The sequence below is a fragment of the Mesorhizobium sp. BR1-1-2 genome (genome assembly GCF_020165435.1).
Taxonomy (GTDB): Bacteria; Pseudomonadota; Alphaproteobacteria; order Rhizobiales; family Rhizobiaceae; genus Mesorhizobium.
This window is the reverse complement of sequence record NZ_JAIUID010000003.1, coordinates 318,860-331,758: the sequence shown is the minus strand read 5'-3', so window position 1 is coordinate 331,758 and position 12,899 is coordinate 318,860. Positions and strand designations below refer to the sequence as shown.

Annotated in this window: 10 protein-coding genes; 8 read left to right on the top strand and 2 right to left on the bottom strand. The window is 63.6% G+C overall.

Annotated features, from left to right (window positions below; genetic code table 11):
- Window positions 1-4: 4 nt before the first annotated feature.
- Window positions 5-826 (bottom strand): pyruvate, water dikinase regulatory protein, encoded by an 822-nt coding sequence (locus LB551_RS08095; RefSeq protein ID WP_140550538.1) that lies wholly within the window; start codon window positions 824-826, stop codon window positions 5-7.
- A gap of 406 nt (window positions 827-1,232) precedes the next feature.
- Here LB551_RS08095 and hemE point away from each other — a divergent pair, with 406 nt between their 5' ends.
- The 3 genes from hemE to rho all read left to right on the top strand — a co-directional run bounded on the left by hemE (window position 1,233) and on the right by rho (window position 4,240).
- Window positions 1,233-2,264, top strand: a complete 1,032-nt coding sequence (gene hemE, locus LB551_RS08090; RefSeq protein WP_224658809.1) for a uroporphyrinogen decarboxylase — start codon at window positions 1,233-1,235, stop codon at window positions 2,262-2,264.
- Complete coding sequence (hemJ, locus tag LB551_RS08085) at window positions 2,264-2,800, top strand: protoporphyrinogen oxidase HemJ (RefSeq protein ID WP_140491911.1); 537 nt, start codon at window positions 2,264-2,266, stop codon at window positions 2,798-2,800. Before hemE ends, hemJ begins: the two co-directional genes overlap by 1 nt.
- A 174-nt stretch (window positions 2,801-2,974) precedes the next feature.
- On the top strand, window positions 2,975-4,240 hold the full coding sequence (rho, locus tag LB551_RS08080) for a transcription termination factor Rho (RefSeq protein ID WP_140491913.1): 1,266 nt from the start codon (window positions 2,975-2,977) through the stop codon (window positions 4,238-4,240).
- A 207-nt stretch (window positions 4,241-4,447) separates the two neighbouring features.
- Here rho and LB551_RS08075 read toward each other — a convergent pair whose 3' ends face one another.
- Window positions 4,448-6,469 carry a thioredoxin domain-containing protein gene (locus LB551_RS08075; RefSeq protein ID WP_224658807.1) on the bottom strand — a complete coding sequence of 674 codons (2,022 nt, stop codon included), beginning with the start codon at window positions 6,467-6,469 and terminating at the stop codon, window positions 4,448-4,450.
- A gap of 64 nt (window positions 6,470-6,533) precedes the next feature.
- On the opposite strand from LB551_RS08075, the gene mnmE reads away from it, so the two are divergent.
- The 5 genes from mnmE to LB551_RS08050 all read left to right on the top strand — a co-directional run bounded on the left by mnmE (window position 6,534) and on the right by LB551_RS08050 (window position 12,710).
- The gene (gene mnmE / locus LB551_RS08070; protein WP_224658806.1) at window positions 6,534-7,856 is read left to right on the top strand and encodes a tRNA uridine-5-carboxymethylaminomethyl(34) synthesis GTPase MnmE; all 1,323 of its coding nucleotides are present in this window, start codon (window positions 6,534-6,536) and stop codon (window positions 7,854-7,856) included.
- 541 nt (window positions 7,857-8,397) lie between these two features.
- A complete protein-coding gene (mnmG, locus tag LB551_RS08065; RefSeq protein WP_140550543.1) occupies window positions 8,398-10,278 on the top strand; it encodes a tRNA uridine-5-carboxymethylaminomethyl(34) synthesis enzyme MnmG in 1,881 nt (626 codons plus the stop codon).
- Entirely contained in the window at window positions 10,275-10,907 is a 633-nt protein-coding gene (gene rsmG / locus LB551_RS08060; protein WP_140550544.1) for a 16S rRNA (guanine(527)-N(7))-methyltransferase RsmG, read from the top strand. Before mnmG ends, rsmG begins: the two co-directional genes overlap by 4 nt.
- Window positions 10,908-10,964: 57 nt before the next feature.
- Window positions 10,965-11,765 carry a ParA family protein gene (locus LB551_RS08055; protein WP_224658804.1) on the top strand — a complete coding sequence of 267 codons (801 nt, stop codon included), beginning with the start codon at window positions 10,965-10,967 and terminating at the stop codon, window positions 11,763-11,765.
- A gap of 57 nt (window positions 11,766-11,822) precedes the next feature.
- On the top strand, window positions 11,823-12,710 hold the full coding sequence (locus LB551_RS08050) for a ParB/RepB/Spo0J family partition protein (RefSeq protein WP_224658802.1): 888 nt from the start codon (window positions 11,823-11,825) through the stop codon (window positions 12,708-12,710).
- The last annotated feature ends 189 nt before the right edge of the window (window positions 12,711-12,899 follow it).

The window sequence follows — 12,899 nt, the reverse complement described above, 5'->3', positions numbered from 1 at the left end:
GCACCTACCGCGTCTTTCCCCGCAGGGCAACGATGGCCGCCGCCGTTTCCTCGATCGAGCGGCGGCTGACGTCGATCATCGGCCAGCCGTGGCGGGTGCAGATCTGGCGGGCATAGGCGAGTTCCTCATTGATGGCGGCGCGGTCGACATAGTCGCCTGGCATATAGGCGCTCGAGTTGCCGAGGATACGGTTCTGGCGGACATGCGAGATGCGTTCGGCGGTGGCGACAAGGCCGACGATCAGCGGCGTCCTGGCGTTGACCAGGCTTTCAGGTACCGGCACGCCGAGCACGATCGGAATGTTGGCGGTCTTGATGCCTCTGTTGGCGAGATAGATGCTGGTCGGCGTCTTGGACGTGCGCGAAATGCCGACCAGCACGATATCGGCATCGTCCATATTGGCCGGCAGCTGGCCGTCATCGTGCTCCATGGTGAAGTTGAGCGCGTCGATGCGGCGGAAATATTCGGCATCGAGGACATGCTGGGCGCCGACGCGGCGGCCGGCCGGCGTGCCCAGATAGGACTGGAAGACGGTGAGCACCGGCTCCAGCACGGAGACGCAGGGCAGGCCCATGGCGGCGGAGCGCTCGTCGATGCCGCGCGCCAGCTTCTGGTCGACGACGGTATAGAGGATGATGCCCGGCTCCTCCTCGATGTCCTCGAACACTTTGGCCACCTGTTTTTCGGTGCGGATGAGCGGGTAAATGTGCTCGATGGCGCGCGCATCCTTGTACTGCGCCGAAGCTGCGCGGCCGGCCGCGAGCAGCGTTTCGCCGGTGGCGTCGGAGATCAGGTGCAGGTGGAAGAAGCTCTGGGGTTTGTTCACAGGGTTTTACCTAGGGCTGTGGGCGGATGTGGATAAAGCAGGGTTCGGAAGACCCGCCGGCCAGGGCGACTGTATCAGATGCCGGTTTGTCCACAATTCGATGCGCTGTAGGCTTCGTCGGGCGGCTGGGGACAAGTCCGTGGACGAACATTTTTGCCTTTTGTCCGTCCACAGGACGAGCCTGCAGGATCGCTGCTCTAGCGTGTTGAGTCCAATGGAAGATTCCGGATCGTCCCCAGAACCCTTGCAAGGGGCGATTGGAAATGCGCGACAATATGCTTGCTGGTGTTTTGACGGCCAAAGCGGGACAGGTGACAACCACCACAACCAACAGACTCTTAGAATCAGAAGATTCTCTAGAAATAAGATATTTGATTAAGGGAAAGCCGGGAGAGGCGAGCGCTCTATGCCTGCAAGACGGATCATGCTGGACGTGCTGAAGGGTGAGACGGTGTTTCCGCCGCCGCTCTGGATGATGCGCCAGGCCGGGCGCTATCTGCCGGAATACCGCGAGACGCGCCGACGCGCAGGTTCGTTCCTCGACCTCTGCTATGATCCCGACCTTGCCTTCGAGGTGACCATGCAGCCGATCGAGCGCTTCGGCTTCGACGCCTCGATCCTGTTCTCCGACATCCTTGTCGTTCCGCATGCGCTCGGCCGCGACGTGCGCTTCGAAGAGGGGCGAGGGCCGTTGCTGACGCCGATCACGGCGGCTGAAATCGCGGCCCTGGACAGCATGGTGTTTCACGTGAATCTCGAACCGGTCTACGAGACGGTCCGCCGGTTGCGCGCGAAACTGCCCGATGAAACCACCCTGATCGGCTTCTGCGGCGCGCCATGGACAGTGGCGACCTACATGATCGCCGGGCACGGTACGCCGGACCAGGCGCCGGCGCGGCTGTTTGCCTATCGCGAGCCGGCGGCGTTTCGTCAGTTGCTCAAGGTGCTGGCCGATCATTCGGCCGCCTATCTCATCAGGCAGATCGAGGCCGGCGCCGATGCGGTGCAGATATTCGATTCCTGGTCAGGCGTGCTCGACGATGCCTGTTTCGAGCTGTTCTGCGTCGAGCCGGTGGCCGAGATCGTCAGGCAGGTCCGGGCGGTCCATCCCGATGTGCCGATCATCGGTTTTCCCAAGGGCGCCGGCGCGCGCTACCGGAGCTATCGCGAGAAGACCGGCGTCACGGGGCTGGGGATCGACTGGACTGTGCCGCTGGAGACAGCCAAGGCGTTGCAGCGGGAAGGGGCCGTCCAGGGCAATCTCGATCCGCTGCGGCTGGTGACGGGCGGCAAGGCGCTGGCTGACGGCGTCAGCGCAATCCTGGAGAGCCTGGCCAGCGGCCCGCTGATCTTCAATCTCGGCCACGGCATCACGCCGGAAACGCCGGTGGCGCATGTCGAGGCGATGGTGAAACTGGTGAGGAGCGCGACACGCTAATGGCCGGGATGAGCAACACCAACAGCACGGGCCAGGCGATGATGCGCATGGTGATCGGCATCGCCGCTTTGGTTGTCCTGACAGCGCTGCTGTTTCTGGCGGCGCCCGACGGCTTCTATCTCTGGGCCAAGGCGATCCATGTTCTTGCCGTCATCTCCTGGATGGCGGGCATGCTCTATTTGCCGCGCCTGCTGGTCTATCACGCCGATGCCGAGAAGGGTTCGGTGCAGTCGGAGACCTTCAAGGTGATGGAGCGCCGGCTGCTGCGCGGCATCATCAATCCGGCGATGATCGTCACCTGGGTGTTCGGCCTGTGGCTGGCCTGGAAAGGTTTCGGTTTCCAGGGTGGCTGGCTGCACGGCAAGATCGCGCTGGTGCTGGTCCTGTCGGGCATCCACGGCTATCTGGCCGGCGCTGTGCGAAAATTCGCCGAGGACCGCAATGAAAAGCCTGCGAGGCACTGGCGGATCGTCAACGAAATCCCCACATTGCTGATGATCGCTATCGTGATCCTGGTCGTCGTCAAGCCGTTCTGAACCCTCAGACCTCTCTCACGACCTGCTAAAAGGCGGCTTGCTCTTTCAGCCGGCCGACGATAAAAGACGGGTCTTCCTTCCCGTCATGCGCCGCCCTTCATTGCTTTTGGCCGCGCCCGGCATTTATCGCATCCCGCCGATTTCCTCCCAAAAGCCTACCCAGAGTCTATCCTAATGCAAGAAATGAAACTCACCGAGTTCAAGAACAAGAAACCGCCAGAGCTGATCGCCTATGCCGAATCACTCGAGGTGGAGAACGCCAGCGTCATGCGCAAGCAGGAGCTGATGTTCGCAATCCTCAAGAAGCTGGCTGCGCAGGACATCGAGATCATCGGCGACGGCGTGGTCGAAGTCTTGCAGGACGGTTTCGGTTTCCTGCGCTCGGCCAACGCCAATTATCTGCCGGGTCCCGACGACATCTATATCTCGCCATCGCAGATCCGGCGCTTTTCACTGAAGACCGGCGATACGGTCGAAGGGCCGATCCGCAGCCCGAAAGAGGGCGAGCGCTATTTCGCGCTGCTCAAGGTCAACACCATCAATTTCGACGACCCCGAGAAGATCCGTCACAAGATCCACTTCGACAATCTGACGCCGCTCTATCCGACCAAGCGGCTGAAGATGGAGATCGACAACCCGACCTCCAAGGACATCTCGCCGCGCGTGATAGACCTGGTCGCGCCGATCGGCAAGGGACAACGCGCGTTGATCAACGCGCAGCCGCGTACCGGCAAGACGGTTCTCATGCAGAACATCGCCCACTCGATCACCGCCAACCATCCCGAATGCTATCTGATCGTGCTTCTGATCGACGAGCGGCCGGAGGAAGTGACCGACATGCAGCGCTCGGTGAAGGGCGAGGTGATCTCCTCGACCTTCGACGAGCCGGCCGTGCGCCACGTACAGGTCGCCGAGATGGTCATCGAGAAGGCCAAGCGCCTGGTCGAACATGGCCGTGACGTGGTCATCCTGCTCGATTCGATCACCCGCCTCGGCCGCGCCTACAACACCGTGGTGCCGTCCTCGGGCAAGGTGCTGACCGGCGGCGTCGACGCCAACGCACTGCAAAGGCCGAAGCGCTTCTTCGGCGCTGCCCGCAACATCGAGGAAGGCGGTTCGCTGACCATCATCGCCACCGCGCTGATCGATACCGGCAGCCGCATGGACGAAGTCATCTTCGAAGAATTCAAAGGCACCGGCAACTGCGAAATCCAGCTCGACCGCAAGGTCGCCGACAAGCGCATCTACCCGGCCATGGACATTCTGAAGTCGGGTACCCGCAAGGAAGACCTGCTGGTGCCGCGCGCCGACCTGCAGAAGATCTTCGTGCTGCGCCGCATCCTGGCGCCCATGGGAACCACGGACGCGATCGAGTTCCTCATCGACAAGCTCAAGCAGACCAAGACCAACGCCGACTTCTTCGATTCGATGAATACGTAAGGTTTTGGGATGGGCGTCGAGTTCCTTCGCGCCCCCCTCTGTCCTGCCGGACATCTCCCCCTCGAGGGGGGAGACTAGCAGTTTCACCCTGGCACCTTTTCTTAGACTTCTTAGACGTCGAAAATCGGCGGAATCGCCGCGATATCCGATCTCCCCTCTTGTGGGGGAGATGCCCGGCAGCGCAGAGGGGCGCTGTCCCGCCGGTGCTTAGTCTGATCGACGCAACAGTTTATCGAGAGCTCCTGGATCGGCCACGGCGGGCAGACACACCTGCCCCGTACAGAGCCACGCACCGGGCTTGTCGGTCGGCGGCGATACTCCGCCCGGCAAGGAAGCTCGATTCGCCTGCGTACCGACCGCCAGCACAACATCCACCCGACGCGGATCGGGATTGCGATTCGCTACGGGAACGAGCTCTGGATTCGTCAGATCCTCCACAAGCACCAGCTTCAACGGCTCGATGGCGAGCGCCGAAGCGTTGACGATGCCCGCCTGGCCATAGACCTGGTGCGCTGCGCGGCCGGCGGCGTGTTCGGCGACTTTCGTCGCTTTCTCCTGCAGCTCGAGATCGCCGGTCAGCGCGGCGAGCCGGACCAACGCCTCGATGACCTGGCCGGTGGCGGACGCAATGGCCTCGTCGACATCGCCCCTGATGCGGATCGGCACGTCGGTGCTGTCGGAGGCGGTGAGATAGTATCCGGTGCCGTCGGCATCGGCATGCCAGCGGTCGAGCTGCTCGACGAATTGCCGGGCCCGATCGGCGTAGTTCCAGTCGCCGGTGGCTTCGAACAGGGCGATCGCCGCATTGGCCATCGCCGCATAGTCGCTCGACAGGGCCGGGAACAGTTTCTTGGCGCCGAGCATGGAATGGGGCAGCCGTCCTCCTTCGGCGGACCCGGCGATATGGGCGAATGCGGACTTGGCCGCATCGATCCAGTCTCGCCGCGCCAGAGAGCGCCCCGCTTCGGCAAGCGCCGCGATCATCTGGCCGTTCCAGTCTGCGAGGACCTTGCCGTCGCGGCCGGGCCTGACGCGCCGTTCCCGGACCGCCAGCAGCCTTGCCTTGAGAGTGGCCAGAAGCGGCTGCTCGGCGATGCCTTGCGTCTGCTGGGCCTGCGTCTGGTGGATGACGGGCTTGCCTTCCCAACCGGGTGGGCTGGAGAGCGTGAAGTGATTGAAAAATAACGGAGATTCGTCGCCTAGCGCAGCCTCGATCTCCTCCCGGCTCCATGTGTAGAAAAGGCCCTCCTCGCCCTCGCTGTCGGCGTCGAGGCTGGCGGCGAAGGCACCGCCATCGACGCGCATCTCTCGCAGCAGCCAGTCGATGGTCTCCTCGATTCGGACCCGGAACAAATCCTTTCCGCTCGCGGCGTAGGCCCAGTTGCAAAAACGGATGAGCTGGGCGTTGTCGTAGAGCATCTTTTCGAAATGCGGCACCAGCCATTGCGCGTCTGTCGAATAGCGGCTGAGCCCGCCGCCGACATGATCGTAGATGCCACCGGCCAGCATCCGTTCGAGGCTCAACAGGACAGCGTCGCGATGGCCGGCATTGCCGTCGCGCAGCCAGGACAGCCACAGCGTCTGCATGAACGGCGCGTTGGGGAATTTCGGCGCGCCGCGCAAGCCGCCGAAATCCTTGTCGATCATGCCGTCTATGCCTTTGGCGAGAGCGGCCAGCGTGTCGCGGTCGAGCGCGGTGCCGGCATGCGCGCCGGCGAGCCTGGTCTCGACATGGGCAGTCAGCCCGTCGGCGCTCTGGTTCAGGCTTGCCCTTTTCTCCCGCCAGGCCTTGTCGATCGCTTCCATCACCTGGATGAAGCCCGGGCGGCCATAGCGCGGTTCGCGAGGGAAATAGGTGCCGCCCCAGAACGGCTTGCCGTCCGGCGTCAGGAACATGGTCAGCGGCCAGCCACCCTGCTCGCCCATGGAGGACAGCGCCGCCATGTAGATCTGGTCGATGTCGGGACGCTCCTCGCGGTCGACCTTGATATTGACGAACAGACGGTTCATGACGGCGGCGACGTCGTCATTCTCGAAGCTTTCATGGGCCATGACGTGGCACCAGTGGCAGGCAGCATAGCCGACCGACAGCAGGATCGGCCGATCCAGCGCCCTCGCCTCGTCAAGCGATGCCGGCGACCAGGCCCGCCAATGCACCGGATTGCCGCTGTGCTGCTGCAAATAGGGGCTGGCTTCGTCGGCAAGCAGATTTTGAGCAGGCAATGTCACGATGAGGCGATCCGGCGAAACAGGGTTGGACAATGAAGCTAGGGCGGTCCAACAAGGCGGGCAAATGATTTCGGCCGACACAATCGTCGCGCTTTCCAGCGGGCGCGTGCCCGCCGGCGTCGCCGTCATCCGTATTTCGGGGCCGAAGACTCGATTCGTTATCGAAACGATTGCCGGGGGCATGGTTAATAACCGTGTGGCAAGACTGCGCAAGCTGCGGGCGCCCGATGGCAGCGTGCTTGACAGCGGCTTGGTGATCTTTTTCCCAGGCCCCGGCAGCTTCACCGGCGAGGACGTGGCGGAATTCCAGGTGCATGGCGGCCGCGCCGTGGTGGCGAGGCTGTTAGAGACGATCGCGGGCTTCGAAGGCGTCAGGCACGCCGAAGCGGGCGAGTTTACTCGCCGGGCCTTCCTCAATGGCAAGGTCGATCTGGTGAGGACGGAAGCGCTGGCCGATCTGGTCAACGCCGAGACCGAAGCACAGCGACGCTTCGCGGTGCAGAATGCTGAAGGCGTCCAAGCCGAGCTTTACCTGAGCTGGCGTCGGCGGCTCATCCATGCACGCGCCATGATCGAGGCCGAGATCGATTTCGCCGACGAGGACGACATTCCCGGTTCCGTTTCAGATACGGTCTGGTCCGATGTCCGGACATTGATCGGGGAGGTCGACCGCCACATTGCGGGGTTTCGTGCCGGCGAAATCATCCGCGAGGGGTTCGAGGTCGTCATCCTCGGCGCCCCGAACGCCGGCAAGTCGAGCCTGTTCAACGCTTTGGCGCGGCGCGATGCAGCTATTGTAACGGATGAGCCGGGCACGACGCGGGACCTGCTCGAAATCGTGCTTGACCTCGATGGCCTGCGAGTCAGGCTGACCGACACCGCCGGCCTACGCGATGCCGCCGGAAAGGTGGAAGCGATCGGCATCGAGAAAGCGCGAGCCAAGGCGCATGGCGCCGACCTCTTGCTCGTGCTCGAGGACATTGCCGACCCGCATCCCGTTGCTCTGCCACGCGAGGGAATCGCGACATTGCGCGTGGGCACCAAGCTCGATCTGGTGCGGGGGCAAGCGGCCGCCGGCGGCTACGATCGCGTCATTTCGACAAAGGACGGGACTGGCGTAGCGGCGCTGCTAGCCGACATCGGCAGGCTGGCGGCCCAACAGGTCGGCGACGCGGGTGACATCCTGCCCTCCCGGCTCCGACACGTCGAGTTGCTTGGCGAGGCGAACCGCTTCCTGCTGCGCGCGGCCGAGAGCCCGGACGCGGGGCAGGAACTGCGAGCCGAGGATCTTCGGCTGGCCGCCGACCGGCTCGGCCGTATTGTCGGCGCGGTGGATGTCGAGGACATGCTGGATGTGATTTTTTCGCAGTTCTGCATCGGGAAATGATTCACGTGGAACATTGTCGAGGTGCGGAGGGGGCCGCGGCTTCCCTTCGCCCCGTCACTAACGGAGAAGGTGCGGTAGGCGGATGAGGCGCGGCACTTACTTTGGCAAAGTATTTATCACGGGCCCGGCTGATGACTCACGTGAAACAGAGGGCGCTTCGATCTAGCTTTGTTTCACGTGAAACCGCTGCGCGCCGGCCAATCGCCAGCGTCGGCGCTGCCCTCACCTGCCTGCCGTCGTCCTCTCTCCGCAAAGTGGCGAGGAAAGGGGCACTGTGTCGCCGCGTTCGCCAATGTAACGTCGCAATGAGTCACCGGCGTTGCGGAAGCACCTCCTCCCGTCTCTGGACGCGAGAACTGCCCGGCAGGGCGATGAGGGCGGCGTCTGTCGACGCACATGACTCACGTGAAACACACCACGAAGGCCGCCGACCTTTGAAGGTTCGCCGTCCTGTTTCACGTGAAACTCCCGCGAAGTTTCTTGACACCGTCATCCTGCGGGGACATCTGTCCACCAACTTCGAATCCAGGACGTTTTTGAAATGACCGATCACTATGATGTGGTTGTGGTGGGTGGCGGCCATGCGGGCAGCGAGGCAGCCAGCGCGGCTGCGCGTTCCGGCGCCAGGACGGCGCTGGTGACGCTGCGTTTCGACACGATCGGCGTGATGTCCTGCAATCCGGCCATTGGCGGGCTCGGCAAGGGCCATCTGGTGCGCGAGATCGACGCCATGGATGGACTGATGGGCCGGGTGGCGGACGCCGCCGGCATCCAGTTTCGCCTGCTCAACCGGCGCAAGGGGCCAGCCGTGCGCGGCCCGCGCACCCAGGCCGACCGAAAGCTTTACCGGCTCGCCATGCAGGAAGCGATCCGGCAGCAGGACGATCTCGATGTGATTGAGGGCGAGGTGCTCGACTTCGACATCGACGATTCGGAGTGCCTGCGCGCCGTTATCCTGGCCGACGGCCGGCGCCTTGCCTGCGGCGCGGTGGTCCTGACCACCGGAACCTTCCTGCGCGGGCTGATCCATATCGGCGAAAAGAAGATCGTCGCCGGTCGCATGCACGAACAGGCGAGCCTTGGACTTTCGGTGACGATGAGCCGCGCGGGCTTCAAGCTCGGCCGCCTGAAGACCGGCACGCCGCCGCGCCTCGACGGGCGCACCATCGACTGGGCGTCGCTGGAAAGCCAGGCGGCGGATGACGATCCGGTGCCGTTCTCGCTGATGACCAATCGCATCGAGACGCCGCAGATCGAATGCGGCATCACGCGCACGACCGCGGCCACACATGAGCTGATCCGCGCCAATCTCGGGCGCTCAGCCATGTATTCGGGCTCTATCGAAGGCGTCGGGCCGCGATACTGTCCGTCGATCGAAGACAAGATCGTCAAGTTCGGTGACCGTGAAGGCCACCAGATTTTTCTCGAGCCGGAAGGCCTGGACGACGACACGGTCTACCCGAACGGCATCTCGACCTCGCTGCCCGAGGAGGTCCAGTTCAAAATCTTGAAGACCATCCCGGGGCTTGAACGCGCGGTGATGCTGCAGCCCGGCTATGCCATCGAATATGACCATGTCGATCCGCGCGAGCTCAATCCGACACTGGAGACCAAGCGCGTGGCCGGCCTGTTCCTGGCCGGGCAGATCAACGGCACGACCGGCTATGAGGAGGCGGCCGCGCAAGGCCTGCTCGCTGGGCTCAATGCGGCAAGGCGGGCGTCAGGCGCCGAGCAGGTCGTGCTCAGCCGCACGGAAGCCTATATCGGCGTGATGGTCGACGATCTGACCAGCCGCGGCATCAGCGAGCCCTACCGCATGTTCACCTCGCGCGCCGAGTTTCGGCTTTCGCTGCGCGCCGACAATGCCGACGAACGGCTGACGCCGTTGGCGACAAAGCTGGGAATCGCGTCCGCGCAGCGCTTGTTGCGATTTGGCGAGGTGGAGCAGCGCCTAGCTGAAGCGCGCCGGCTGGCGCTCGGCGTCAAGCTGACCCCCAACGAGGCGGCGCGCCACGGGCTGGAGGTCAATCGCGACGGCGTGCGCAGATCCGCCTATGAACTGCTCGCCTATCCCGGCGTCGACGTGGCCTGGCTGGCGCGAATCGATGCCAATTTCGGTGCGATCGATGCCAGGACCGCGGAACGTCTTGAAACGGAAGCGAAATATTCCGTTTATCTCGATCGCCAGAAGAGCGACGTCGCCCAAATCCGGCACGAGGAAAGCCGGCTCATCCCCGAGACGCTCGACTTCGCCGAGGTTCCGGGACTGTCGAACGAGCTGAAGCAGAAGATGCGTGCAAGGCGGCCGCGTTCGGTTGCCGACGCGCAGCGCATGGAAGGCATGACGCCGGCGGCGCTGGCGATCATCGTCGCTCATATCAGGCATTCCGAAAGCGCGGCCGGCCAAAGGGATGTCGCGTGAGCGCTGCCACTTGGAAGAGCCTGCAGGACGCTGCCGGTCCCGTTTCACGTGAAACATTCGACCGCCTCGTGGCATTCGAGGAGATGTTCCAGAAATGGAACCGCAGCATCAATCTCGTCGCGCAGTCGACGGCGGCCGATGTCTGGCAACGGCACATACTGGACAGCGCGCAGCTCTGGCGAATCGAGGACAAAGCGCGGCGATGGGTCGATATCGGTTCGGGCGGCGGGTTCCCGGGACTGGTGCTGGCGTTCCTGCTTGCCGAGCGTGACGGCGCCAGCATCGACCTGGTCGAAAGCAATCGCAAGAAAGCGGGATTCCTGCAAGCCGTCGTCGGCCAGTTCGGGCTGCCGGCGCGTGTCGTGGCGCGTCGCATCGACGAAAGCCATGCGCTTGTCGAGGCACCGCAAATCGTCACGGCGCGGGCGCTGGCGCCGCTTTCGACCTTGCTCGAGCTGGCGGGGCCGTGGCTGACATTAGGCGCGCGCGGGCTATTTCACAAAGGCCGGGATTACCGCGCCGAAGTGCAAGAAAGCGTTAACCGCTGGAGCTTCGATCTGGTAGAACATCCAAGCATGACCGACCCTGGCGGCGTCATCCTTGAACTGTCCAATGTGCGACCTGTCTGAACAAAGACCTGTCCGAATCCGTGTTGGCGACCCAAAATGAATTCCTGGCATAGACCCATGATGAAGAACGGCCCTCGAATCATCACCGTAGCCAACCAGAAGGGTGGTGTCGGCAAGACCACCACGGCCATCAATCTGGCCACCGCGCTGGCGGCGATCGGCGAGAAGGTGCTGATCGTCGACCTCGATCCGCAAGGCAATGCCAGCACCGGCTTCGGCATTGACCGCAAGGACCGTACGGTGTCGTCCTATGACGTGCTGACCGGCGAGCTGGAGCTTGAGGAGGCGGCGATCCCGACGGCGGTGCCCGGCCTGTCGATCGTGCCGTCGACGCTCGATCTGCTCGGCATCGAGATGGAGATCGCCTCGGCGCCGGACCGGGTGCTGCGGCTGCGTAACGCCTTGCGCGCAGCGTCGGCGCGTTCGGCCGGTTTCGGCTATGTGCTGATCGACTGCCCGCCGTCGCTCAATCTTTTGACGTTGAATTCAATGGCCGCGGCCGATTCGGTGCTGGTGCCGCTCCAATGCGAGTTCTTCGCGCTGGAAGGCCTCAGCCAGTTGCTCGAGACCGTCGAGCAGGTGCGCCGCTCGATCAACCCGGACCTCACTATCCAGGGCATCGTGCTGACCATGTATGACGGCCGCAACAACCTCGCCAACCAGGTGGTGCAGGACGTGCGGGAGCATATGGGCGACAAGGTCTACGAGACCGTCATTCCGCGCAATGTGCGGGTGTCTGAGGCGCCGTCCTACGGCAAGCCGGCGATCCTCTACGATCTCAAATGCTCCGGCAGCCAGGCCTATCTGCAGCTTGCGTCGGAAGTGATCCGTCGCGAGCGTAAATTGCGCGCCGCTTAACAAGCGGCCGCGCATGGAGCAAAAGCCGATTCGATACCGAAACAATCTGGAACCGACATGAGCGAAGACCTTTCGAGAAAAAGACTGGGCCGCGGGCTGGCGGCGCTGATCGGCGAGATCGACCGTCCGAGCGCGCCGGAGAAGCCTGGCATGAGTGCCGACGGCAAGGTGCCGATCGAGTTCCTGACGCCCAATCCGAAAAACCCGCGCCGGCATTTCGGCGACGCCGAGCTGACCGACCTGGCGCAATCGATCCGCGAGCACGGCGTGGTGCAGCCGGTGGTGGCGCGGCCTTCGCCGGCCCAGGCCGGGCGCTACGAGATCATCGCCGGCGAGCGACGCTGGCGTGCCGCGCAACGCGCCGGATTGACCGAGATTCCGGTCATCGTGCGCGAGGTCAACGACCGCACGGCGCTGGAACTGGCCATCATCGAGAACGTCCAGCGCGCCGACCTCAACCCGGTCGAGGAAGCGCTCGGTTACCAGCAGCTCATCGACGATCACGGCTACACCCAGGCCGATCTCGGCCAGGTCATCGGCAAAAGCCGCAGCCATGTCGCCAACACGCTGCGGCTGTTGAAGCTGCCCGACGTGATCCGCGACATGCTGGTCGACGGGGCCTTGTCGGCAGGCCATGCCCGCACCCTGGTGACGGCGGAGGACCCGGCAGGGCTCGCCAAGCGCATCGTCGAGGAAGGGCTCTCGGTGCGCCAGGCCGAAGCGCTGGCGCAGATGCCGGCCGGTCCGACGCCGGCCAAGCCGAAGCAGGCGAAAAGCGCGCCGGAAAAAGACGCCGATACGCTGGCGCTGGAAAAGCTGATGACCGGCACACTGGGCATGATCGTGACCATCGATCACACGAACAGAGGCGGCGAGATTCGCGTGGCGTACCGGACACTGGAGCAGCTTGACGAGCTGTGCCGGAGATTGAAACAAGAGCGGTAGTTAGCCGGCGAAGTTAGGAAAAGCGGGAGCTTGATTCAGCGCAACGAGGGCTGGCCGTCGGTCAGCCCTTTCGTTTGAGGCGCCGACGATTGGCAAAAAAGCGGCCCATCAGCACCTGTCGCCAGCCCTGGCGCTCGCGGCTTGACAGTGCCCGGCAACGGCGTAACCTCTATTAGACAAGGCTTAAAT

Bases quoted from the DNA above. Each gene is read 5' to 3' on its own strand.
- hemE (WP_224658809.1), top strand. From the start codon at position 1,233: ATGCCTGCAAGACGGATCATGCTGGACGTGCTGAAGGGTGAGACGGTG.
- hemJ (WP_140491911.1), top strand. From the start codon at position 2,264: ATGGCCGGGATGAGCAACACCAACAGCACGGGCCAGGCGATGATGCGC.
- rho (WP_140491913.1), top strand. From the start codon at position 2,975: ATGCAAGAAATGAAACTCACCGAGTTCAAGAACAAGAAACCGCCAGAG.
- mnmE (WP_224658806.1), top strand. From the start codon at position 6,534: ATGATTTCGGCCGACACAATCGTCGCGCTTTCCAGCGGGCGCGTGCCC.
- mnmG (WP_140550543.1), top strand. From the start codon at position 8,398: ATGACCGATCACTATGATGTGGTTGTGGTGGGTGGCGGCCATGCGGGC.
- LB551_RS08055 (WP_224658804.1), top strand. From the start codon at position 10,965: ATGATGAAGAACGGCCCTCGAATCATCACCGTAGCCAACCAGAAGGGT.
- LB551_RS08050 (WP_224658802.1), top strand. From the start codon at position 11,823: ATGAGCGAAGACCTTTCGAGAAAAAGACTGGGCCGCGGGCTGGCGGCG.